The organism is Diaphorobacter sp. LR2014-1, from assembly GCF_002916785.1.
Lineage (GTDB): Bacteria > Pseudomonadota > Gammaproteobacteria > Burkholderiales > Burkholderiaceae_C > Diaphorobacter > Diaphorobacter nitroreducens.
Genome location: NZ_MTBE01000035.1, coordinates 7501 through 30244, shown reverse-complemented (window position 1 = coordinate 30244; position 22744 = coordinate 7501). Strand labels below are relative to the sequence as shown.

Here is a 22744-nt window from a genome sequence, read left to right as displayed (position 1 = left end):
GAGGTGATCATGGCCAGCTTTTCATCCATTGGCGTGGGTCTTGGCGGCAGCGTCGATGTCCAGGGGCTTATCGATTCGTCGGTTGAGATAGCCCGCCTGCCCATCACCCGCTCCACCGGCCTGCAGTACCAGGCCCAGATGACCCAGGCCAAGATCTCCACCTTCGGGCAGATCAAGTCGCTGGTGTCGGCCCTGTCGGACGCGGCGAGCAAGCTCACCAGCGTGACGGGCTGGAACGCGGTGATGGCCACGTCGTCCAATACCGCCGCCGTGACGGCCTCTGCCGTGGGCGGCACGGTGGCCACGTCGTTCAGCCTGGAGGTGCAGGGCCTGGCCAAGGCGCAGACCACCACCTCGGCGGCCATGCTGCCGGTGGGCGGGCCGGTGGGGGAGGGCGTGCTGCGCCTGGAGATGGGCCGCTGGAGCGATGCGTCCACCTTCACGCCGGGCCTGGGCACCCCGCTGGAGATCGAGGTGGGCGCCAGCGACACGCTGGCCACCATTGCCGGCAAGATCAACGGCGCCAAGGGCGGGGTGACGGCCACCATTGTTTCCGACGCATCGGGCGAGCGCCTGCTGCTGCGCAGCAAGGCCACCGGCGAGGAGTCGGGCTTTCGGCTGTCCGTGACCGACAGCGATGGCGATGACGCCGACGACACCGGCCTGTCGCGCCTGGTGGCGGGCGCGACGACCACGCTGGCCGCCAACGCCCGGGCCACGGTCAACGGGATCGCGGTGACCTCGGCGACGAACACCTTCACCAACACCGTGGCTGGCGTGACCTTCAACGCGCTGCAGGAGACGACGGCGCCGGTGGAGATCACGGTGGCCAGCGATTCGACGGCCGTCAAGAAGAACATCGACGACTTCGTCAAGGCCTACAACGCCGTCAACCAGGCGCTGAACGACATCACCAGCTACGACGCGCAGAACAAGGTGGCGGGCCTGCTGCAGGGCGACTCTTCCACCCTGGCGCTGCAGAACACGCTGCGCAAGGCGCTGCAGTCGGTGGCCACGGGCACCGGCGCGGGCGGGCTCAAGACGCTGTCGGACGTGGGCATCGTCTCCGCGCCCGGCTCCGACCCGCTGCGGCCCACGGGCGATCTGGCGGTGGACAGCGCCAAGCTCGACAAGGCGCTGGCCGACCCCGACGCGGTCAAGGCGTTCTTCCGTGGCGCGGACGGCGGCAGCGTGAGCGACGGCGTGGGCGGCAAGATCAAGGCCGTGACCGACAGCCTGCTGGCGAGCGACGGCTTTTTTGCCAGCAAGGACAAGCTGCTCGACACCGCCCTGAAGCGCAACGCCAAGGACATCGAGCGCGTGGAAGACCGCGCCGCCAGCGTGAGAAGCTCCCTGAGCGCGCGCTACACGGCGCTGGACACGCAGATGAGCCAGCTCAACGCCCTCAACGCCTACATCGCCCAGCAGGTGACCACCTGGAACAACGCCAAGAAATGAAGCGTTTCAGTTTGTCGGCGATCTGCCGATAAATTGAATAGCAGTTCGTTCAAGGAATACCGTCATGTTCAGCCCTTTCAACTCTCGCGCCACATCCGCTTACCAGCGCATCAGCGTCGAAACCAGCATGCACACCATCGACCAGCACCAACTGGTCAGCCTGCTGCTGGACGGCGTGCTGAGCGCCATTGCCACCGCCCGGGGCGCCATGGCGCGCGGCGACGTGGCGGCCAAATGCAACGGCATCTCCAAGGCGGTGCGCATCCTGGAAGAGGGCCTGATGACCGCGCTGGACCGCGAGTCGGGCGGCGAGGTGGCGGCGAACCTGGAGGCGGTGTACGACTACGCGCTGCGCAGGCTCATTGAGGCGAATGCCGGCAATGACGACGCCAAGCTGCAGGAGGTGGCCCGCCTGATCGAGCCGATCGCGCTGGCCTGGAAAGAAATGAAGAAGAGTACCGAGGCGGCCAACGACGTGGCGCAGCCCGCGCTGGCGGAGGCCTGAAGAATGCCCGACATGCTGATTGACTACTACAAGGCCATAGAAGACAGCAGCGCCAAGATGCTGGAGGCCGCGCGCCAGAAGGACTGGGACGAGGTGGTGCGCTACGAGGGCGCCTGCGCCGTGCTGATAGAGCAGCTGCGCTTCGAGGCCCGCCAGCAGGAGCTGGCCCCCGAGCACCGCAAGGAAAAGGCCCGCATCATGCAGCGCATCCTGCGCAACGACGCCCAGATCCGCTGCCTGGCCGAGCCCTGGCTGGTGCAGTTCGACCACGTGCTGGACGGCCAGCCGCAGCTGATGCACTGAGCGGGTTGGAGCGAAAACAGGCTAGAGCCCAGGTGGAGACTGGGCTTTTAGCTATCAAATGGTGAGTGGTGAGTGGTGAGTGGTGAGTGGTTAGGGGCGCCTGCGCCATGGCCCAGAGAAACCAGAACGCAAAAAAGCCGGTACCGCGAGGTGACCGGCTTTTTTATGCCAAAAACGGCTCCAGCCCTTGTTTTGCCTGGGCGGTCTGCTATCAAATGGTGAGTGGCTTACACCTGCATGTTCATGATGTCGGTGTAGGCCTGCACCATGCGGTTGCGCACGTGCAGCGTGGCCTGGAAGCCGATTTGGGCCTTTTGCATCGAGACCATGGTCTCTTCGATGCTGACGTCGGGGTTTTCCAGCTGCACCTCGCGCTGCAGGCCGCTGGCGCGGTCTTGTGCGGCGCTGACGGATTGCAGGGCGCTTTTGAAGGCGTTGGAGAAGCCTGCCTCCTGCACGTTTTCCTGCGGCGCGGTGACGCGGCGCGCCACCTGGGTGCCGGTGAGGGGAAACTGGGTGCTGTTGATGCGCATGTCCATGATGGTGCTCGGGGATGCTCGGGATGTGCCAATCGTAGGCATGCGGCGGCGCGACGACCTGGGGAAATGATGGCCAAAGGGGCGCCTAATCCAGCGAATGGCGCCGGGGCCTGATCCCATAATCGGCACACGCCAGAGCCTTGCCTGGCGCCAGCCGATTTTGGAAAGCACGATGTCCGCAGTAGCCGAAGTTCCCGTGACCCCGCCCGCCGCCGCCAGCAATGGCCTGCTGCAGCGGCTGACGTCGCTCGACCGCGCCGCGCGCCTGCGCCTGGGGGCGGCGGCGGGGCTGTTGCTGGCGGTGCTGGCGGCGGCCTTCTTCTTTGGCCGCCAGCCGGATTACCGGGTGCTGTTCTCGGGCCTGAATGACAAGGACGGCGGCGCCATCGTCGCCCAGCTGGCCACCATGAACGTGCCCTACAAGTACACCGAGGGCGGCGGCGCCATCATGGTGCCCGCCGACCGGGTGCACGACGTGCGCCTGCGCCTGGCCACGCAGGGCCTGCCCAAGGGCTCGGTGGCGGGCTTCGAGCTGATGGAGGGCAACCGCTTCGGCGTGACCCAGTTCCAGGAGCGGCTGAACTTCCAGCGCGGGCTGGAGGGGGAGCTGACGCGCTCCATCCAGGCGCTGGCCTCGGTGCAGACCGCGCGCGTGCACCTGGCGCTGCCCAATCAAAATGGTTTTTTCCGCGAGCAGCAAAAGCCCTCGGCCTCGGTGCTGCTGGGCCTGTACCCCGGGCGGGTGCTTGACCGCACGCAGCTGGCGGGCATCGTGCACCTGGTGGCGTCCAGCGTGCCGGAGCTTGCGCCGTCGGCCGTGAGCGTGCTGGACGACACCGGCAAGCTGCTGTCGCAGACGCCCGACATGGGCGGCGCGGGCAGCGGGGTGGACGCGCAGCAGCTGGCCTATGTGCAGCTGATCGAGCAGCAGTACGCGCGCCGCATCCTGGACTTGCTGGAGCCCGTGGTGGGCAAGAACAACGTCAAGGCCCAGGTGACGGCCGAGGTGGATTTCAGCCACACCGAGCAGACCGTGGAGCAGCACAAGCCCAATCTGGCGCTGGACGCCAGCGCCGTGCGCAGCCAGCAGGTGGTGGAGACGGGCGGCACGCCCGGCGCGGCCATGCCCACTGGCGTGCCCGGCGCGGTGACCAACCAGCCGCCGCAGGGCTCCACGGCCCCCATCAACGGCGCCAACCCCGCTCCCACGGCTGGCGGCGCGCAGGGCGGCGCGGGGGGAGCGCAGGGCAAGCGCGAGTCCATCACCAACTACGAGGTGGACAAGACCACGCAGGTCACGCGCGGCGGCGCGGGCGCCATCAAGCGCGTGAATGCGGCCGTGGTGGTCAACTACCAGCCGGTCAGCGAAGGGCCGGGCAAGCCCCCGGTGGCCACGGCGCTGACGCCCGAGCAGATCGAGCAGATGACGGCCCTGGTGCGCGAGACGATCGGCTTCAACAAGGAGCGCGGCGACTCGGTCAACCTGATGAATGCGCCCTTCCTGGTGGAAGAGGCGGCCACGGGCGAGCAGCCCCTGTGGAAGCAGCCCGAGACGATCGAGCTGGCCAAGTCGCTGGGCTGGCCCGTGGGCATATCGCTGGCGGTGGCGCTGATCCTGCTGGGCCTGGTGCGCCCGGTGCTCAAGGGGCGCGCCGCCGACAGGCAGCCCCCGCAGCTGCAGGGCGCGCAGCTGAACGCCGTGGAGGGCGAGGAGCTGCAGCGCCCGGCCCTGCCCGCGCCGGTGCAGGCGCAGGAGCTGCAGCCCACGCCGGAGCAGCTGCGCCTGGACGAGGCGCGCCAGCTGGCGCGCGAGAACCCGGTGGCCGTGGCCAGCATTCTGAAAACCTGGGTCAACGGCGAATGACGCCGTTGGCCTGTACCGAAGCACGAGGCCGTCATGGATGAGCAAGGCCTGAACGACGCCGCCATCATGCTGATGTCCCTGGGCGAGGAAGAGGCCGCCGAGGTCTTCAAGCACCTGTCGCCCAAGGAAGTGCAGAAGCTGGGCGAGACCATCGCGCGCATGCGCACCGTCTCCCGCGAGAAGGTGGACGAGGTGCTCAACCGTTTCACCAGCGATGCGGCCGCGCAAAGCCTGCTGGTGTCCGACACCAGCAACTACGTGCGTGCCGTGCTCAAGCGCGCGCTGGGCGACGACAAGGCGGCGCTGCTGATCGACCGCATCCTGCAGGGCGGCGACGTGTCGGGCATCGAGAGCCTGAAGTGGATGGACCCGCTGTCGGTGGCCGAGCTGCTGCGCCATGAGCACCCGCAGATCGTGGCCGCCATCCTGGTGCACCTGGACCCGGAGCAGTCTTCCGAAATTCTCAAGCAGTTCACCGAGCGCCAGCGCGCCGAGGTGATGCTGCGCATCGCCACGCTGGAGGGCATTCAGCCCACGGCGCTCAAGGACTTGAACGAGGTGCTGTTCAAGGTGCTGGCGGGCGGCGACAAGGTGCGCAAGAGCTCGCTGGGCGGCGTGAAGGCGGCGGCCGAGATCATCAACCTGATGGGCTCGGGCATGGACGGCGCGGTGCTGGAGTCCATCCGCGGCTACGACATGGACCTGGCGCAGAAGATCATGGACAAGATGTTCGTGTTCGACGACATCGCCAAGCTGGACGGCCGCGCCATCCAGACCGTGCTGCGCGAGGTGGCCTCCGAGACGCTGGTGGTGGCCCTCAAGGGCGCGCAGCCCGAGGTGCGCGACAAGATTCTGGCCAACATGTCCACCCGCGCGGCGGGCGCCATGCGCGAAGACCTGGAGTCGCGCGGCCCGATGCGCCTGTCCGAGGTGGAGGCGCAGCAAAAAGAAATTCTCAAGACGGTGCGCCGCCTGGCCGACGAGGGGCAGATTGCGCTGTCCGGCGGCGGCGACGACGCCTTTGTCTGACCTTGGCGCAGAAAGCTGAACCATGATGACCGCCCGCCGACACTACAGCCGTTTCATCCCCCGCGAGGAGGTGAACGACGTCACGCGCTGGGAGTTTGGCGATGTCGATGGCGCGGATGCCGGGCGTGCCGCCCGGCTGGAGCCGCAGGCGCCGCCCGAGCCCGAGGTGATTGCGCCCGAGCCGGGCATCCCCGAGGCCGAGCACCAGGCGCTGGTGCGGCAGGCGCACGACGAGGGCCACGCGCGCGGCTTTGCCGAGGGGCAGGAGCAGGCGCATCTGCAGTGGCAGCAGCGCATGGACGAGTACGTGGCAGGCCAGGGCCGCGAGGCCGCCGAACGCCTGGCGGGCGTGGCGCAGGCCATGGAGGCCAGCCTGTCCGGCATGCAGCAGACCATGGCGCAGGACCTGCTGCAGCTGGCCTGCGACATTGCCCGCCAGGTGGTGCGCCAGGAGCTGTCGGTCAACCAGCAGGCGGTGCTGCCCGTGGTGCGCGAGGCCGTGGGCATGCTGGCGGGCGAGAGCCGCCCGGCCACGGTGCGCCTGAACCCGCAAGACCTGGCGGCGCTGGAGCAGCCGCTGCGCGAGGAATTCGACAGCGCCCGCATCCAGTGGCTGGCCGACGCCGCCGTGGCGCCGGGCGACTGCATGGTGGAGTCGGCAGGCATGGTGGTGGACGGCTCGCTGGACAAGCGCTGGCGCCGCGCGATTGCCGCGCTGGGCCTGACGCAGGCCTGGAAGGAGGACGAAAGTGCCGATTGAGCAGGCCAGCGCCTGGACGGACTTCGTGGCCCAGGCCCGCGCGCGCCTGGCGCCGGGGCAGCCGCTGTGCGCGCGCGGCACGCTCACCCGCCTGACCGGCCTGGTGCTGGAGGCGGCGGGCATCCGCGTGCCGGTGGGCTCGCAGTGCCAGGTGCAGATGGCCGGGCAGGAGCCGGTGCTGGCCGAGGTGGTGGGTTTTGCGGGCGACAAGGCATTCCTGATGCCGGCCGGCGACACCCACGGCCTGTCCAGCGGCGCCAGCGTCACCCCGGCCGAGGCTTACGTGCCCGCGCTGCGCCTGGGCGCGCAGCAGGCCGAGGAGGCCGGGGCGGGCGTCGGCGTGCTGTGCCTGCCGATTGGCGAGGGCCTGCTGGGGCGCGTGGTGGACTCGCAAGGCCAGCCGCTCGATCATGCCGGGCCGCTGACGCAGGTGGCCGCCCGGCCCATGGATCGCAGCCCCATCAACGCCATGGAGCGCGACCCCGTGCGCCAGCCGCTGGACACGGGCGTGCGCGCCATCAACGCCCTGCTGACGGTGGGGCGCGGCCAGCGGCTGGGCCTGTTCGCGGGCTCGGGCGTGGGCAAGAGCGTGCTGCTGGGCATGATGGCCCGCTACACCCAGGCCGACGTGATCGTGGTCGGCCTGATCGGTGAGCGCGGGCGCGAGGTCAAGGAATTCGTCGAAGACATCCTGGGCGTGCAGGACCGCGGCCGCGCCGTGGTGGTGGCCGCACCGGCCGATGCACCGCCGCTCCTGCGCATGCAGGGCGCGGCCTATGCCACGGCGATTGCCGAGCACTTCCGCGACAAGGGCCAGCATGTGCTGCTGCTCATGGACTCGCTCACGCGCTACGCCATGGCGCAGCGCGAGATCGCCCTGGCGATCGGTGAGCCCCCGGCCACCAAGGGCTACCCGCCCAGCTGCTTCGCCAAGCTGCCGGCGTTGGTGGAGCGCAGCGGCAACGGACTGAACGGCGTGGGCTCCATTACCGCCTTCTACACCGTACTGTCCGAGGGCGACGACCAGCAGGACCCGATCGCCGACGCGGCCCGCGCGATCCTGGACGGGCACATCGTGCTGTCGCGCGCGCTGGCCGAAAGCGGGCACTACCCGGCCATCGACATCGAGCAATCTGCCTCGCGCGTGATGCACAACGTCGTGCCGCGCGCGCACTTCGAGCTGGCGCGCGGCTTCCGCGCGGTGTACTCGCGCTATCAGAAGAGCCGCGATTTGATCCAGGTCGGCGCATACATGAGCGGATCCGACCCGCAGCTGGACGAGGCGATCCGCCTGCAGCCGGGCATGACAGCCTTTTTGCAGCAGAGCATGTTCGAGGCCGCCCCCATGGACGACAGCATCGCCGCCATGGGCCAGGCGCTGGAAGGCGCGTGAGGCTAGGGCGATGGGAGGGCACGCCGCATGTCGTCGCTGAAGGCCTTCGAAGTGGCGGTGGAGCTGGCCGAACGCCGGCGCGACGCCGCGCGCCAGGCGCTCAAGAACGTGCAGGATGCGCGCCACGCCGCGCAGGCGCAGCTGGAGCAGCTCACGGGCTACGCCGCGGAAACGCAAGGCCGCTGGGGCATGAAGGCCGACAGCGCCATGCAACCCGAGGTGATGTACCACCACTACCAATTCATGGGCCGGCTGGACCATGCCATCGGCCTGCAGACGGGCGTGGTGAGCGGGCAGGACGTGCGTGTGGACAAGGCCCGGCAGGCGCTGCTGGAGGCCGAACTGCGCCTGGCCAGCCTGCGCAAGGTGCTGGAGCGGCGGCGCGCCGAGGTGGCCTTACAGCAGCAGCGCCGTGAACAGAAACAAACCGATGAGCGCGCCGCGTTGCGCGCCGGGCGGGGGGCACGCTCCCCGCAGGATCAGGAGTATTGACCATGGAACAGACCCGTATTTCCTCCTCGCCTTCCCCGGCTGCGCACGAGGCGCGCGGCGCCAGGGGCGCCTCCGCCAAGGCTGGCAGCGCCGCTGAGGACAAGGCGGCAGCGCAGGGCGACGGCTTTGCCCTGTTGCTGGCCGCTCTGGGCGGCGGCGAGGGCGCGGCCACGGTGCTGGACACGCTGGCGGTGGCTGGCGAGGCATTGCAGTCGCCCGAGGCGCTGCCGGACGCGGGCGCGCTGGCAGCCTGGGCGGCGGGTCTTCAGCCGGGAGCCGCGCTCGCGCAGCGGACGGGGGAAGCGCTCGCTGCCCAGGCGGATGCCCTGGCCGGCCGCCTGGGCCTGGGCCTGGTGCGCGCGGGGCAGGATACGCTGGTGGGGCAGACCGCCCTGCTGGACGGCGCGACGGAGCGGGCGGCTCTGCAGGGCGGGGCCTCCATGGCGGGGCCCGGCGGCGCCGCGGGCCGCGGCACAGCCTGGCGCGCGCAAGGCATGGCACTGCAGGCTGCGGCACAGGACGCCGCCGGGGCCGCAGGGGATGCCTTGCGCGCCGGTGCCCATGCGGCGCGCTCTGGTCCGCAACACGCAGCGGATGCGGTGTCGCACCTTGTGGCGCAGGTGTCCCAGGCTGCGGATGCGACCGCGCAGCGGCGCGACGGCGTGCAGGTCGCTGGCACGCCGTTGCAGGCCCAGCCCGGCGAATGGATGGCTGCGCAGGCAGCCCCCGCGGGCATCTCGGGCGCCGCACCTGGCTCCGCAGCGGCGGGCGCGGGCGGGGCCGCCACCCCCGCGGGACTGCGGGGTGCGGACGCTGCCGCGGGCACTTCGGGCGCGGAGCCTTTCAGGTCACCTGCCGAGGGGGCCGGGCTGGAGTCGGCCGACGCCACGCTGGCGGGCATGGCCGGGGCAGAGGACGCCCTGGCGGATCAGTTGGCCGAGCAGGTGGCCTACTGGGTGCACCAGAAAACCCAGAATGCCGAACTGACGCTGGACCAGGATGGCCGGCCCGTGGAGGTGAGGGTGGCGCTCACGGGCGACGAGGCGCATGTGACCTTCCGCAGCGACCAAGCCGATGCGCGCCAGTGGCTGGACGGCAGCACGGCCCAGCTGCGCGAGATGCTGCAGCGCGAGGGGCTGCAGCTCGCCGGCGTGACGGTGGACACGGCGGGTGGCGGTGCCGCCGACCGGCAGGGCCGGCGGGACGAGGGCCGCCCGGGCGCGCGCCAGGCCGCCGTGCAGGCCGCCGCGCCTGCGGGGCAGGCAGGCGGCGGACGGGGCGTGGCCGAGCGCTCGGTGGATATTTTCGTCTGACGCACCGCCGGGGTGGCCCCTGTGCCGCCCCGGCAGCAGCGGTGCGCATCGGGGCGCATGCGGCTGAAAACCCGGGTTTTGGGCGCTTATTCTGGCTTTCGCGGGGCGCCGGGGCGTTCAATAATCGGCCATCACTGCGGGGAAGGGCCTTTCGGCCCGCCGCCCGCGGCCCACTTCCCCTGCCCTTGTTGCGCAAGAAAGCCCCAACGTGTCCGACAACACTGCTGCTCCGGCCAAAAGCAAGAAACTGATCATCATCCTGGCCGTTCTCGCCCTGGTGCTGGTGGCGGGCGGCGCCGCAGCCTGGATGATGCTGTCCCAGCGCCACGCGGCCGAGGACGAGGAGGGCGGCGGCCGGGCGGTCGCCCAGGCGGGCACGCCCAAGACACCTCCCACCTTCCTGCCCATGGACAACATGGTGGTCAACCTGGCCGACCCCGGCGGCGATCGCTTTGCCCAGGTGGGCATCACGCTGGAGCTGGCCGACGGCAAGACGGCGGACCAGGTGAAGGCCTACATGCCCACCATCCGCAGCGGCGTATTGCTGCTGCTGTCGCAGCGAACGACCGACGAGTTGCTGACGCGCGAGGGCAAGGAGAAGCTGGCGGTGGACATCCGCCGCGAAGTGTCGCGCCCGCTGGGCTACAGCGTGCCCAAGCCGCGCAAGCGCTCGGCCAGCCGCGATCCCTTGGACGAGGATGTCGAAGAAGAAGAACCCCGTCCCCGCGCCGACACCAATCCGGTGCGGCAGGTGCTGTTCTCCAGCTTCATCATCCAGTGAGGAAAGGTTGCAGCCATGAGTGAGTCCTTTCTGTCCCAGGAAGAAGTCGATGCCCTGCTGGAGGGCGTGACGGGCGAAAGCCAGAAGACCGTCAAGGAGGAGATCGAGGCCGGCGCCGTCCGCAACTACGACATCTCCAGCCAGGAGCGCATCGTGCGCGGCCGCATGCCGACGATGGAAATCGTCAACGAGCGGTTTGCGCGCAACTTCCGCATCGGCCTGTTCAATTTCATCCGCCGCAGCCCTGAGATCTCCGTGGGCACCGTGTCGGTGCAGCGCTACAGCGCCTTCCTGCGCGAGCTGGTGGTGCCGACCAACTTCAACATCGTCGCCATTCGTCCGCTGCGCGGCAGCGGCCTGGTCGTGTGCGAACCGTCGCTCGTGTTCGGCATCATCGACACGCTGTACGGCGGCGTGGGCAAGTTCCAGACCCGCATCGAAGGGCGTGACTTCTCGGCCACCGAACAGCGCGTGATCAACCGCCTGGTGGACGTGATCTGCGCGGAATACAAGAAGGCCTGGCAAGGCATCTACCCCCTGGAGCTGGCCTACCAGCGCTCGGAGATGCAGCCGCAGTTCGCCAACATCGCCACGCCCAGCGAGATCGTGGTGTCCACCGCCTTCCAGCTGGAGATCGGCGACCTGGCCGGCGCGATCCACATCTGCATGCCGTATGCCACGCTGGAGCCCATCCGCGACGTGCTGTACTCGTCGGTGCAGGGTGACGCGATCGAGGTGGACCGGCGCTGGGTGCGCGTGCTCACGCGCGAGATCCAGGCCGCCGAGGTCACGCTGGTGGCCGAGCTGGCGCGCGCCGACGCCACGGTGGAGCAACTGCTGGCCATGAAGCCGGGCGACTTCATCGAACTGGAGCGCGAGCCGCGCATCCGCGCCTCCATCGAGGGGGTGCCCGTTTTCGAGTGCCAATACGGCACGCACAACTCCAAGTACGCGATCCGCATCGAGGAATGCCTGCGCGGTGCCGAAGCGCACTGGATGGGAGAAAAGAATGTCAACTGAATCCGACCACAACGACAACTCTGGCGGGTCCGCTGCGGACGACCCGTTTGCCGGCTGGGCCGAGGCACTGGAAGAGCAAAAGCGCGTCGACGGGCAGACCATCGATGCCGAGCAGGGAGGCCCGTTGTCGGGCGAGCCCGCGCGCCCCTATGCCGCCGGCGGCGAGCCGCAGGTGCACGACATCAACATGGTGCTGGACATTCCGGTGCAGCTGTCGGTGGAACTGGGCCGCACCAAGGTGCCGATCAAATACATCCTGCAGCTGGCCCAGGGCTCGGTGGTGGAGCTGGACGCGCTGGCCGGCGAGCCCATGGACGTGCTGGTCAACGGCTACCTCATCGCCCAGGGTGAAGTGGTGGTGGTGAACGACAAGTTCGGTATCCGCCTGACCGACGTGGTCACGCCTTCGGAACGGCTGCGCCGCGTCAGCCGTGGATAGCGTGGGTATGACGCAGACGCTGCTGCTGGTGGTGCTGTTCGTCGGCGCGCTGGCGGCCTTGCCGTGGCTGATTCGCCGGCTGCAGCAGCGCCAAGCCGGCTTGCAGGCCCATGCGGGAGGCGCCTCGCGTGTGCTCTCGGCGGTGGCCGTGGGGCCGCAGCAGCGCGTGGTGACCGTGGAGGTCGGCCCGCCGCAGCAGCGCACGCTGCTGGTGCTGGGCGTGACCGCGCAGCAGATCAACTGCCTGCATGTACTGCCGGCGGCTGCAGCGCCGGGGTCGGCGCCAGCGCCTTCGTTTGCCGCCGAGATGGCGGCCGCGCGCGAGCAGACCGTACAACCGGCGCATGCGGGCGGAGACGGCCATGCATAAGGCCGTGCGCGGCATCGCGGCCGGTGCGGCTGGCTTGCTGCTGGCGGGCGCCGCCTGGGCGCAGCAGCAGCCCGCGGGTGCGCTGCCGCTGGTGATCGGCTCGGGGCCGGGCGGCACGAGCTACTCGGTGCCCATCCAGACGCTGCTGTTCTTCACGGCGCTGTCGTTCCTGCCGGCCGTGCTGCTCATGATGACGGGCTTCACGCGCATCGTGATCGTGCTGTCGCTGCTGCGTCAGGCCATCGGCACGCAGTCCGCGCCGCCCAACCAGGTCATCATCGGCCTGTCGCTGTTCCTCACGCTGTTCGTCATGGGGCCCACGTTGGACAAGGTGTACCAGGAGGCCTACGTGCCCTACACCACCAACGCCATCACCTTCGAGCAGGCCATCCAGAAGGCCGAGGCGCCCATGCGCGGCTTCATGCTCAAGCAGACGCGCCAGTCCGACTTCGCGCTGTTCGCACGCCTGGCCAAGCTGGACGAGGGCGTGACGGCCGAGACCGCGCCGCTGCGCGTGCTGGTGCCGGCCTTCGTGACCAGCGAGCTGAAGTCGGCCTTCCAGATCGGCTTCATGATCTTCATTCCGTTCCTGATCATCGACATGGTGGTCTCCAGCGTGCTCATGTCGCTGGGCATGATGATGCTGTCGCCGGTGCTGGTGGCGCTGCCGTTCAAGCTCATGCTGTTCGTGCTGGCCGATGGCTGGAACCTGCTCATCGGCTCGCTGGCCGCGAGCTTCGCGACGTGAAGGATTCCGCATGACCTCCCAGTTCGTGCTCACCATGGGCCGCGATGCGCTCACCCTGCTGCTGATGATCGCCATGCCGGTGCTGGGGGTGGTGATGGCCGTGGGCCTGCTGGTGAGCATCTTCCAGGCTGTGACGCAGATTCAGGAGGCCACGCTGGCCTTCGTGCCCAAGCTGATCGCGGCCGTGGTGGTGTTCGCGATCGCCGGGCCGTGGATGCTGACCACGCTGGTGGACTTCCTGCGCCGCACGATCGAGGCCATTCCGTCCGTCGTCGGGTAGGCATCTTGATCACCTTCACCGAGGCGCAGATCATGGCCTGGCTGTCGCCGGTGCTGTGGCCGTTCCTGCGCGTGCTGGCGCTGTTCACGTCGGCGCCGGTGTTCTCGATGCGCGTGATCCCGGTGCGCACGCGCATCGGGCTGGCCTTTTTGGTGGCGGTGTGCGCGCAGGCAGTGCTGCCCGAGCAGCCGGTCATCAGCCTGAACAGCCGTGAGGCTGCGGGCGCGGTGGTGCAGCAGGTGGGGATTGGCCTGGCGATGGGCTTCGCGGTGCGTCTGGTGTTCGCGGCCGTGGAGCTGGCCGGCGAAATCATCGGCCTGCAGATGGGCCTGAACTTCGCTTCATTCTTCGACCCCGCGAGCAATGCGCAGGTGAGCGCGGTGGCGCGCTTCTTCGGCAACATCTCCATGCTGCTGTTCGTGGTGATCAACGGCCACCTGATGGTGTTGATGGCCGTGGTCAAGAGTTTCGACAGCTTCCCCGTGGGCGGCAACTTTCTGCAGGCCATTGGGCAGATGCGGCTGCACGAGCTGGGCGCGTCGCTGTTCTCCAGCGCTTTGTGGATCGCGCTGCCCATGATTGCGCTGCTGCTGTTCGTGAACCTGACCCTGGGCATCATCTCGCGCGTGGCGCCGCAGATGAACATCTATGCCGTGGGCTTCCCGGTCACGCTCACGGTGGGCATGCTGGGCATCACGGCCACGCTGCCGATGCTGGAGCAGCCCATGCTGGCGCTGCTGCAGCAGTCCATCGACCTGTTCGCCGCGCCGCGTTAGCCGGTCAAAAAAGAGAGCTGCTAGCGCTTGCTGCAAGCCATTCTCAATATCAAAATATATTGAAATGCTTGTGCATCAAGCGGTGGCAGCTATTGTTTTCATACCAACCGATTGCGGATCGCGTACACCGTCAGCTCCGCGTTGTTGGCCAGCTTGAGCTTTTCCAGCACCCGCGCGCGGTACACGCTCACGGTCTTGGGGCTGAGCATCAGCTCCTCGGCGATGTCTGACAGGCGCTTGCCCGAGGCGATCTTCACCAGCGTCTGCAGTTCGCGCTCCGACAGCGATTCATGCGGCAGCTCGGGCGTGGGCTGCGCCAGGCTGTCGGCCAGCAACTGCGCCACCTCGGGCGTGAGGTACTTGCGCCCCTGCACGATGGTCTGCACCGCGGCGATGAGCTGCACCGGGTCGCCCGCCTTGTTGGCGTAGCCGTGCGCCCCGGCCTTCAGGCAGCGCAGCGCGTACTGGTCCTCGGGATACATCGAGACGATCAGCACCTTGATGTCCGGGTGCGTCTCTTTCAGGCTGGCCATCACCTCCAGGCCGCTGCGCCCGGGCAGGTTCAGGTCCAGCAGCAGCACGTCGCAAGCGGCCGTGCGCAGCACCTCGCGCAACTCGGGATAACTGCCGGCCTCGCCGGTCACGTGGATATCGGGCGACTCGGTCAGCGTGTCGCGTATGCCGCGCCGCAGCACGGCATGGTCATCGCATAGCACCACCTGGATCACTGCACATCTCCTGCTTTGCCTGCGGGCGATGTTAGCGGCACGGTCATGATCACCGACGTGCCATGCCCCGGCCGGCTACTGATGTCCAGCCAGCCGCCCGCGCGCCGCGCGCGCTCCTGCAGGCCCTGCAGGCCGAAGGAGCGGGGCTTCTTGCGCATCTCGGGCGCCATGCCGCGGCCGTCGTCGGCCACCTCCAGCGTCAGCACGTCCTCGTGGTCCGACAGATCGATGCGCACGTGGCCGGCCTGCGCGTGCTTTTGCACGTTGGTCAGCGCCTCTTGCGCGGTGCGGTAGGCCACCAGTTGCAGCGCGGGCGGCACGTCCAGCGCCTCGCGGCTGGCGGTGACGCGCACGGGGATGCGCGTGCGGCGCTCGAAGGTCTCGGCCAGCCAGCGCACGGCGGCCACGAGGCCCTGGTCCAGCACGGGCGGTCGCAGGTTCATCATGAGGCGCTGGGCCGCGTCGATGGCGTGCTGCAGCATCTCTGTGGCGGTACTGGCATGCTCGCGCAGGCCGTCCTCACCGGCGTGGCGGCCGATCCACGCCAGGTCGAATTTCACCGCGGCCAGTGCGCCGCCGATGTCGTCATGGATCTCGCGCGCGATGGCGGCGCGTTCTTCCTCGATGGAGGTCTGCAGGTGCTCGGCCAGGTCGGCCAGCTGCTGCCGGGACTCGGCCAACTCGGCCGCGGCCTCCTCGCGCGCGCGGCGGGCCTGCGCGACCTCCATCGCACGCGCCAGCACATGCGGCAGGCGCGCGATGTCGTCCTTGAGCAGGTAGTCGGCAAAGCCCAGCCGCATGGCGTCCACCGCGGCGGCCTCGCCGATCGCGCCGGACAGCAGCACGAAGGGCGGGTGCCCCGGGCATTGGTCCACGATGCGCCAGGCATCCAGCGCCGTGAAGCCGGGCAGGCGGTAGTCCGCCAGGATCACGTCGAACGATTCCCGCTCCAGCCACCCGGTGAAGGCCTCCAGGGAGTCCACCTGGTGGATCTCATGGGACAGCCCGGCGCGCCGCAGCGTCAGCCGCACCAGCGCGTGGTCGGCGGTTGAGTCCTCGAGATGCAGCACTCGCACGGGTCTTTTCGGGGCCTCAAGATCGGTGGGAGTGGGTATCATAGGATACATATTGGAACAAATTGGGCCCGAAACGGTCAGTTCAGCCTGTGGCGCGGTGCAGCGGATGCCGTAATGCTGCAGCACAGGCGACAGGATTGGGGCCCCGGACGATGGTGCCGCCGGCTGTGCGCCAGCAGCAATGGAGAAACGATGCAATCTACGCTAAATACGCCAGATGGGCCTGCCGTGCAGGTGCCCGTCATGGTGGCGGCCGAGTTGCAGGATTCCCTGCTGATGGCCATGCACGACCTGCACCGGCTGGAGGGGCTGCTCAACCACGCCACCGAGAATCTGCTCGCGCGTTTCGGCGAGGCCAACGCCTCGCTGACGGATGAGCTCATCGGCGCGTCGGCAGAGTTGGCCGATTTGCGCACCGCCTTGCGCAGTGCAGTGACGGAGTTGCAGTTTCACGACATGGCGACCCAGCTCATCATCCACACTACCAAGGTGTTGCAGGGATGCGCCTTTCGCCTGGCGGCCGAGACCATGGGACAAGAAGAGGGGGAGGACGCCGCGCCGCTGGAGGGCGTGGTGCCCGATCGGCCCAACCCTGTCACGCAAAGCGAGATGGAGGCCGGCTCGATCGAGCTGTTCTGATCCAGGCGCGGTTCCCGTATCTCCCAACCCATTAACCTTATTCAAATCAAAAGTCGTTGGAGCTTTACATGCAGTCCATTCTTGCGGTCGATGATTCTCCGTCCATGCGGAAAATGGTTTCCTTCACGCTCACCGGAGCGGGGTACCACGTGGTGGAAGCGGTGGATGGCCAGGACGCGCTGGAAAAGGCCGAGACCCACGACATCCATCTGGTGCTGGCCGACCAGAACATGCCGCGCCTGGACGGCATCGGCCTCACGCGCAAGCTGCGCGAGCATCCGCGCTTCAAGAGCATTCCCATCCTCATCCTCACGACGGAATCCAGCGACCAGATGAAGCAGGCCGGCCGCAGCGCGGGCGCCACCGGCTGGCTGGTCAAGCCGTTCGACCCCACGCGCCTCATCGAAGTGATCCAAAAGGTCATCCGCTGATCGCGCCGGCCACACCAACACCTACGACGTAGCACACAGGAACTCGGGACCATGGCGGATACCTACCAAGAGGGCGCAGGCGCGGACTTTGACCTCAGCCAGTTCTATCAGATCTTCTTCGAAGAGGCCGGCGAGAACCTGGACCAGATGGAGCAGATGCTGCTGGACCTGGACGTGGATGCCGCCAACGACGAAGAGCTGAACGGCATCTTCCGCTGCGCGCATTCCATCAAGGGCGGCTCGGCCACCTTCGGTTTTTCGGATGTGGCGGAACTCACGCACCAAATGGAATCGCTGCTGGACCGGCTGCGTCGCCACGAACTGCAGCTGATCCCGCAGATGGTGGACGTGCTGCTGGAGTCGGCGGACGCCTCGCGCAGCCTGCTGGCACGCCATCAGGCGGGCGGGCAGGGTGAGGCGGTTTCCACGCATGACCTCGTGCGCCGCATCAGCGAACTGGCGGCCGGCGCCGTGCCAGCGGCAGCGCCCGCCGCAGCGGTACCCGCTCCAGCGCCTGTGGTTGCTGCGGCACCTGCGCCCACGCCCGCGGTGGCGCCGGTGGTGCCCGCTGCGGCGGTCCCCGGCGGCGCTCGCTCGCTGGAGATCCACATCGGTCCATTGGCCCAGGTGACATTGGCCGATGCGATCAAGGACCTGTTCCGCGACATCCCGGGCTTGGGCAGCATCAACGATCTGCCGGAAGACCGCCCCGGCATGCGCCGGTTCGCAGTGCAGACCACGTCCACGGACGAGGATCTGCTGGACCTGTTCGCATTCCATGTGGCGAAGGAGCAGGTGGCCATCCACGACGCGGCGACCTCCGCGGCGCCTGCCGCGCAAGAGGCCCATGAGCCGCTGGAGCCATCCGCTGCGGCCCTGGCCGAGCCGTACGGCTTCTTTGCCGGCGCGCCGGGCGTGCCTGTCGAGGCCGCTCCTGCCGCCGCACCGGCCAGTGCTGCTGAGCGGCCCGCCGCGCGTGCCGCCTCCGCCGAGGCCAAGGGCGGCGCGCAGGCCTCCATGGAATCGTCCACCATCCGCGTGGCGGTGAGCAAGGTGGATCAGCTCATCAACCTGGTGGGCGAACTGGTCATCACCCAGGCCATGCTGGCGCAGAACAGCCGTGGCCTGGATGCGGGCGTCTACCAGCAACTGCTGGCAGGCCTGGCCGACCTGGACCGCAACACGCGCGACCTGCAGGAATCCGTGATGTCGATCCGCATGATTCCCATGTCGATCGTGTTCAACCGATTCCCGCGCATGCTGCGTGACTTGGCGGGCAAGCTGGGCAAGAAGGTGGATTTCGTCACCCACGGCGAGGCGACCGAACTGGACAAGAGCCTGGTCGAGAAGATCACCGACCCGCTGACCCACCTGGTGCGCAACAGCTGCGACCACGGCATCGAGATGCCCGCCGACCGCCTGGCTGCGGGCAAGCCAGAACACGGCACCATCACGCTGTCGGCATCGCACCAGGGGGGCTCCATCGTGATCGAGGTGCGCGACGACGGCAAGGGCATGTCGCGCGAGAAGATCCTCAAGAAGGCGCGCGAGCGTGGGCTGGATGTTTCCGACGCCATGCCCGACAGCGAGGTCTGGAACCTGATCTTCGCGCCCGGGTTCTCCACGGCGGATGTGGTGACCGATGTCTCGGGCCGCGGCGTGGGCATGGACGTGGTCAAGCGCAACATCACCGCGCTGGGCGGTTCGGTGGAGATTGATTCCGCTGAAGGCTACGGCATGCGTGTGTCCGTGCGCCTGCCGCTGACGCTGGCCATCATGGACGGCATGTCGGTGGGCGTGAGCGACGAGGTGTACATCCTGCCGCTGTCGTCGGTGGTGGAGTCGTTCCAGGTCAACGGTGGCGAAGTGAACACCGTGGCCCAGGGCTCCCAACTGGTGAAGGTGCGCGACGAATACATGCCCGTGGTGGCGCTGGAGAAGATCTTCCAGGTGCCGCGCCCCGACGCGAATTCCACCAGCAGCATCATGGTGGTGGTGGAGGCCGATGGCAGCCGCGTGGCCGTGCTGGTTGACGAACTGCTGGGGCAGCATCAGGTGGTGGTGAAGAACCTGGAGACCAACTACCGCAAGGTGCCCAACGTGTCGGGCGCCACCATTCTGGGGGATGGCACCGTGGCCTTGATTCTGGACACGGCTGCCCTGGTGCGCCGTGCGCGCCACTGAATTGCGAAACGCTGAACGACGAGGAGTGAGGGCATGAGTCTGGTGGACAAGGGCGCAGAGACCACGGCTGCGGGCGCGAGGGAATACCTGACGTTCCGCCTGGGCCAGGAGGAATACGGCATCGACATCCTCAAGGTGCAGGAAATCCGCGGCTATGAAAACCCCACGCGCATCGCCCATGCGCCGGCTTTCATCAAAGGGGTGACCAACCTGCGAGGCACCATCGTGCCGATCGTGGACATGCGGCTGCGCTTCAACTGTGCGCAGGCCGAGTACAACAGCTTCACGGTCGTCATCATCCTGAACCTGCGCGAGCGGGTGGTGGGCATCGTGGTGGATTCCGTGAGCGACGTGATGGAGCTGACGCCCGAACAGGTTCGCACGGCCCCGGACATCGAGAGCTCCATCGACGCGCAGTGCATCCGCGGGCTTGGCTCGGTGGGCGACCGCATGCTCATCCTGCTGGACATCGAAAAACTCATGGCCGGCATGGACATGGGCCTTGCCATGGCCGGGGATTGATGCGGCGAGCCGCAGCCTTCCCGCTATACACACGTTGACGAGCGCGCCATGAGCCTGACCGCCAGCCCCACCGCCGCGCCACGGCGCCCGGCCCGCCCCGCTGCGGGGGCTGCTGCTCCCGTGGCCGAGAGTGGCGAAGGGCGCGAGTTCGCCTGGACCCATCAGGACTTCGCGCGGGTGCAGTCCCTGATCTACCAGCGCGCCGGCATCAGCCTGCATGATGGCAAGCACGCCATGGTGTACAGCCGCCTGTCGCGCCGCCTGCGCGATACCGGGTACGACAGCTTTCATGAGTACCTGAGCTGGCTGGAAGGCCACGACGGGCCGGAGTGGCAAGAGTTTGTGAACGCCCTGACCACCAACCTCACGGCGTTCTTTCGCGAGCAACACCATTTCGAGATCCTGGCGTCGCTGCTGCGCATGCGCTCTGCCGGGCCATGGAACATCTGGTGCAATGCGGCATCGACCGGCGAAGAACCTTACTCGATCGCGATGACGGTCCTGGAAACCCTGGGCACCAACGCGTCTTTCAAGCTGATGGCCAGCGACATCGATTCGCGGGTGCTGGCCACGGCCGCCCGCGGGGTCTATCGCCTCGACGGTCTGAAGGGCTTGAGCCAAGAGCGCCTGCAGCGCTTCTTTCTGCGCGGCAAGGGCAGCAACGCCGGGCTGGCACGTGTGCGCCCCGAGTTGCGCAAACCCATCGAGTTCCTGAGCGTGAACCTGATCCGCGACGACTGGCCGTTCCGCGAGCCCTTCGACGTGGTCTTTTGCCGCAACGTGATGATTTATTTTGACGGCCCCACCCAGCGACGGGTGCTGGAGCGCATCCACCGTGTGCTCAAGCCCGGCGGCATGCTGTTCGTGGGGCATGCCGAGAACTTCAGCGATTCGCGCGACCTTTTTGCCTTGCGAGGCAAGACGGTGTACGAACGCATCTGATGCGGGCATTTTTGACCTACCGCGAGGCGCTGGCGAATCCATGAGCATCACACCCGGAGCTGATCCACGGCCCTCTGCCTTGCCGGGCGGGGGGCTGGAGCGCCGGCGCACGCCCCGCATCACGCCTTTGCCTGCGAATGCCTCCGCAGGCACCGCGCCTGCCATGTCGCTCCAGGAGCTCAAGGCCTGTCCGCGCAGGCCGGGTGAGGCATCGTTCTTCTTTTTTGATCACCATTTCCAGCACAACGCGGTGAAGGTCTTGCCAGGCGAGTTTTTTGTCTCGCACGACAGCCTGGCCATCATGACGGTGCTGGGATCGTGCATTGCCGCCTGCCTGTGGGACAGCCGCATGCGCGTGGGAGGCATGAACCACTTCATGCTGCCCGAGGGGGACAGCGCCGATGCGTCGGGCCGGTATGGTTCCTACGCCATGGAACTGCTCATCAATGAGATGATGAAACTGGGCGCTCGCCGCGAGACGCTGCAGGCCAAGATCTTCGGCGGCGCCCAGGTGATGCACAACTTCACCACGCTCAACGTGGGCGAGCGCAACACCCGCTTTGTGCAAGACTATCTGGCCACGGAGCGCATTCCGGTGGTGTCGGAGGACGTGCTCGACATCTATCCGCGCAAAGTGGTGTTCTTTCCGGTGACGGGCAAGGTGATGGTCAAGCGCCTGGCGCATGCCCATCCAGAAACGCTGGAGCAGGAAGTGGTGCGAGGCAACGCGGCTACCGTGGCGCGCGCCACCAGCGGAGGCTCCGTGGATCTGTTCTGATCGGCGGCACTAACAACACAGCAAGGATTTGAAAGGCATGAGCGGCAAGATCAGGGTGATCGTGGTGGACGATTCGGCATTGGTGCGCAGCCTGCTGTCGGAGATCATCAACCGCCAGAGCGACATGGAGTGCATCGGCACGGCCAACGACCCGCTGATCGCGCGCGAGATGATCCGCGAGAAAAATCCCGACGTGATCACGCTCGATGTGGAGATGCCGCGCATGGACGGCATCGACTTCCTGGGGCGCTTGATGCGCCTGCGGCCGATGCCCGTGGTGATGATCTCGACCCTGACCGAGCGCGGCGCCGAAGTGACCATGCGGGCGCTCGAACTGGGGGCCGTGGATTTCGTCGCCAAGCCGCGCGTGGGGCTGTCCAGCGGACTGAACGAATTGGCGGCTCAGATCGTGGACAAGATCCGCGTTGCGGCCGTGGCCCATGTGCGGCGCGCCCCCGCGCGCAGCGCCGCAGCTATTGTCCACCCCGATGCAGGTGCCGCTCCCGCGGCGGCCCCCGCTCCCGCGGCGTCGGCGCTGCTGGGGCGCGTCTCTACCGAAAAGGTGATCTGCATTGGCGCGTCGACCGGCGGCACCGAGGCCATCCGCGAGGTCCTGATCCATATGCCGGCGGACTCTCCGGCCATCGTGATCACCCAGCACATGCCGCCAGGGTTCACCACCAGTTTTGCCGCGCGGCTCAACAGCCTGTGCCAGATCACGGTCAAAGAGGCGGTGAACGGCGAGCGGATTCTGCCCGGCCATGCCTATATTGCGCCGGGGGGGCGGCAGTTCTACCTGGCACGCAGCGGCGCCAACTATGTAGCGGTGGTGGATGACAGCCCGCCGGTCAACCGGCACAAGCCTTCGGTGGAGGTGCTGTTCAAGTCGGCTGCCGCCGTGGTGGGGCGCAATGCCTACGGCATCATGCTCACCGGCATGGGCGGCGATGGCGCTGCTGCCATGCGTGAGATGCGCGACGCAGGCAGCTACAACTACGTGCAGGACGAAGCCAGTTGTATCGTCTTCGGCATGCCGCGCGAGGCCATCGCCCATGGGGCGGCCGACGAGGTGCTGCCGCTGTCGCAGATTGCACAGGCACTGATTGCGCGCCTGCGCGGCTCCACCGACCGGTTGCACCACCGCATCTGACCGGCCTCGTCAGGACGAGAGCGCGGACCAGCGCTCCAGCGCCTGCATCAACAGATCTTCGATCTCTCCGTCACGCGTGTGCAGTGCCGTCGCCCGCGCGCCGTCCCGGCTGTACAGGCTGCCGTCCGCCAATTCTTCGCGGATTGCCTTTTGCTCGGCCTCCAGTGCGTCGATCTGGGTAGGTAGCTGCTCCAGTTCGCGCTGCTCCTTGTAGCTTAGCTTCT

The 22744-nt window shown here is 67.8% G+C and carries 27 protein-coding genes (1 of these 27 cut by a window edge); 23 read left to right on the top strand and 4 right to left on the bottom strand.

Annotated elements, in window-relative coordinates; genetic code table 11:
- Positions 1–9: 9 nt before the first annotated feature.
- The 3 genes from fliD to BV908_RS18370 all read left to right on the top strand — a co-directional run bounded on the left by fliD (position 10) and on the right by BV908_RS18370 (position 2266).
- Positions 10–1458 carry a flagellar filament capping protein FliD gene (gene fliD, locus BV908_RS18380; RefSeq protein WP_103738852.1) on the top strand — a complete coding sequence of 483 codons (1449 nt, stop codon included), beginning with the start codon at positions 10–12 and terminating at the stop codon, positions 1456–1458.
- A 64-nt stretch (positions 1459–1522) separates the two neighbouring features.
- Positions 1523–1963: a flagellar export chaperone FliS gene (gene fliS / locus BV908_RS18375; RefSeq protein ID WP_103738851.1), complete on the top strand. Its 441-nt coding sequence runs from the start codon at positions 1523–1525 to the stop codon at positions 1961–1963.
- Positions 1964–1966: 3 nt separating this feature from the next.
- Entirely contained in the window at positions 1967–2266 is a 300-nt protein-coding gene (locus tag BV908_RS18370) for a flagellar protein FliT (RefSeq protein ID WP_103738850.1), read from the top strand.
- A 227-nt stretch (positions 2267–2493) separates the two neighbouring features.
- Here the strand turns inward: BV908_RS18370 and fliE are convergent, their stop codons facing one another.
- Entirely contained in the window at positions 2494–2805 is a 312-nt protein-coding gene (gene fliE / locus BV908_RS18365) for a flagellar hook-basal body complex protein FliE (RefSeq protein WP_103738849.1), read from the bottom strand.
- A 172-nt stretch (positions 2806–2977) separates the two neighbouring features.
- Between fliE and fliF the strand changes: the two genes are divergently transcribed.
- The 13 genes from fliF (at position 2978) to fliR (ending at position 14070) form a co-directional block, all read left to right on the top strand.
- The gene (fliF, locus tag BV908_RS18360; protein ID WP_103738848.1) at positions 2978–4669 is read left to right on the top strand and encodes a flagellar basal-body MS-ring/collar protein FliF; all 1692 of its coding nucleotides are present in this window, start codon (positions 2978–2980) and stop codon (positions 4667–4669) included.
- A gap of 33 nt (positions 4670–4702) precedes the next feature.
- A complete protein-coding gene (fliG, locus tag BV908_RS18355) occupies positions 4703–5698 on the top strand; it encodes a flagellar motor switch protein FliG (RefSeq protein ID WP_103738847.1) in 996 nt (331 codons plus the stop codon).
- A 22-nt stretch (positions 5699–5720) separates the two neighbouring features.
- Positions 5721–6458, top strand: a complete 738-nt coding sequence (locus BV908_RS18350) for a FliH/SctL family protein (protein ID WP_103738846.1) — start codon at positions 5721–5723, stop codon at positions 6456–6458.
- Positions 6448–7851 (top strand): flagellar protein export ATPase FliI, encoded by a 1404-nt coding sequence (fliI, locus tag BV908_RS18345; RefSeq protein WP_103738845.1) that lies wholly within the window; start codon positions 6448–6450, stop codon positions 7849–7851. The genes BV908_RS18350 and fliI overlap by 11 nt, the downstream gene beginning before the upstream one ends.
- A 27-nt stretch (positions 7852–7878) precedes the next feature.
- Positions 7879–8343 carry a flagellar export protein FliJ gene (fliJ, locus tag BV908_RS18340; RefSeq protein WP_103738844.1) on the top strand — a complete coding sequence of 155 codons (465 nt, stop codon included), beginning with the start codon at positions 7879–7881 and terminating at the stop codon, positions 8341–8343.
- A 2-nt stretch (positions 8344–8345) separates the two neighbouring features.
- The gene (locus BV908_RS18335; RefSeq protein ID WP_103738843.1) at positions 8346–9656 is read left to right on the top strand and encodes a flagellar hook-length control protein FliK; all 1311 of its coding nucleotides are present in this window, start codon (positions 8346–8348) and stop codon (positions 9654–9656) included.
- A 208-nt stretch (positions 9657–9864) separates the two neighbouring features.
- Positions 9865–10437 carry a flagellar basal body-associated FliL family protein gene (locus BV908_RS18330; RefSeq protein WP_088888282.1) on the top strand — a complete coding sequence of 191 codons (573 nt, stop codon included), beginning with the start codon at positions 9865–9867 and terminating at the stop codon, positions 10435–10437.
- 15 nt (positions 10438–10452) lie between these two features.
- The gene (gene fliM, locus BV908_RS18325; RefSeq protein WP_011806887.1) at positions 10453–11457 is read left to right on the top strand and encodes a flagellar motor switch protein FliM; all 1005 of its coding nucleotides are present in this window, start codon (positions 10453–10455) and stop codon (positions 11455–11457) included.
- Entirely contained in the window at positions 11447–11896 is a 450-nt protein-coding gene (gene fliN / locus BV908_RS18320; protein WP_011806886.1) for a flagellar motor switch protein FliN, read from the top strand. Before fliM ends, fliN begins: the two co-directional genes overlap by 11 nt.
- A gap of 7 nt (positions 11897–11903) precedes the next feature.
- Entirely contained in the window at positions 11904–12266 is a 363-nt protein-coding gene (locus BV908_RS18315) for a flagellar biosynthetic protein FliO (RefSeq protein ID WP_103738842.1), read from the top strand.
- Positions 12259–13014, top strand: a complete 756-nt coding sequence (fliP, locus tag BV908_RS18310) for a flagellar type III secretion system pore protein FliP (protein WP_011806884.1) — start codon at positions 12259–12261, stop codon at positions 13012–13014. Before BV908_RS18315 ends, fliP begins: the two co-directional genes overlap by 8 nt.
- A 10-nt stretch (positions 13015–13024) precedes the next feature.
- Complete coding sequence (gene fliQ, locus BV908_RS18305) at positions 13025–13294, top strand: flagellar biosynthesis protein FliQ (protein WP_103738841.1); 270 nt, start codon at positions 13025–13027, stop codon at positions 13292–13294.
- Positions 13295–13299: 5 nt separating this feature from the next.
- Entirely contained in the window at positions 13300–14070 is a 771-nt protein-coding gene (fliR, locus tag BV908_RS18300; RefSeq protein ID WP_011806882.1) for a flagellar biosynthetic protein FliR, read from the top strand.
- Positions 14071–14168: 98 nt separating this feature from the next.
- Here the strand turns inward: fliR and BV908_RS18295 are convergent, their stop codons facing one another.
- Both BV908_RS18295 and BV908_RS18290 read right to left on the bottom strand, forming a co-directional pair.
- A complete protein-coding gene (locus tag BV908_RS18295; protein ID WP_103738840.1) occupies positions 14169–14798 on the bottom strand; it encodes a response regulator transcription factor in 630 nt (209 codons plus the stop codon).
- On the bottom strand, positions 14795–15916 hold the full coding sequence (locus BV908_RS18290) for an ATP-binding protein (RefSeq protein ID WP_103738839.1): 1122 nt from the start codon (positions 15914–15916) through the stop codon (positions 14795–14797). Before BV908_RS18290 ends, BV908_RS18295 begins: the two co-directional genes overlap by 4 nt.
- Positions 15917–16066: 150 nt before the next feature.
- Here BV908_RS18290 and BV908_RS18285 point away from each other — a divergent pair, with 150 nt between their 5' ends.
- The 7 genes from BV908_RS18285 to BV908_RS18255 all read left to right on the top strand — a co-directional run bounded on the left by BV908_RS18285 (position 16067) and on the right by BV908_RS18255 (position 22520).
- On the top strand, positions 16067–16513 hold the full coding sequence (locus tag BV908_RS18285) for a hypothetical protein (protein WP_015914337.1): 447 nt from the start codon (positions 16067–16069) through the stop codon (positions 16511–16513).
- Positions 16514–16581: 68 nt separating this feature from the next.
- Positions 16582–16944: a response regulator gene (locus BV908_RS18280; RefSeq protein WP_011806878.1), complete on the top strand. Its 363-nt coding sequence runs from the start codon at positions 16582–16584 to the stop codon at positions 16942–16944.
- A gap of 51 nt (positions 16945–16995) precedes the next feature.
- Positions 16996–19128, top strand: a complete 2133-nt coding sequence (locus tag BV908_RS18275; protein WP_047349183.1) for a chemotaxis protein CheW — start codon at positions 16996–16998, stop codon at positions 19126–19128.
- Positions 19129–19161: 33 nt separating this feature from the next.
- Entirely contained in the window at positions 19162–19650 is a 489-nt protein-coding gene (locus BV908_RS18270; RefSeq protein WP_011806876.1) for a chemotaxis protein CheW, read from the top strand.
- 48 nt (positions 19651–19698) lie between these two features.
- Entirely contained in the window at positions 19699–20592 is an 894-nt protein-coding gene (locus tag BV908_RS18265; protein ID WP_103738838.1) for a CheR family methyltransferase, read from the top strand.
- 40 nt (positions 20593–20632) lie between these two features.
- On the top strand, positions 20633–21370 hold the full coding sequence (cheD, locus tag BV908_RS18260; protein WP_041838896.1) for a chemoreceptor glutamine deamidase CheD: 738 nt from the start codon (positions 20633–20635) through the stop codon (positions 21368–21370).
- Positions 21371–21407: 37 nt separating this feature from the next.
- Positions 21408–22520: a chemotaxis response regulator protein-glutamate methylesterase gene (locus BV908_RS18255; RefSeq protein WP_103738837.1), complete on the top strand. Its 1113-nt coding sequence runs from the start codon at positions 21408–21410 to the stop codon at positions 22518–22520.
- Between the two features lie 9 nt (positions 22521–22529).
- On the opposite strand, the gene abc-f is transcribed toward BV908_RS18255, so the two are convergent.
- Positions 22530–22744 carry the end of a ribosomal protection-like ABC-F family protein gene (abc-f, locus tag BV908_RS18250; protein ID WP_103738836.1) on the bottom strand. Its footprint extends 1672 nt past the window's final position, so the window shows 215 of its 1887 coding nt (coding positions 1673–1887); its start codon lies beyond the right edge, outside the window; it ends in the stop codon at positions 22530–22532.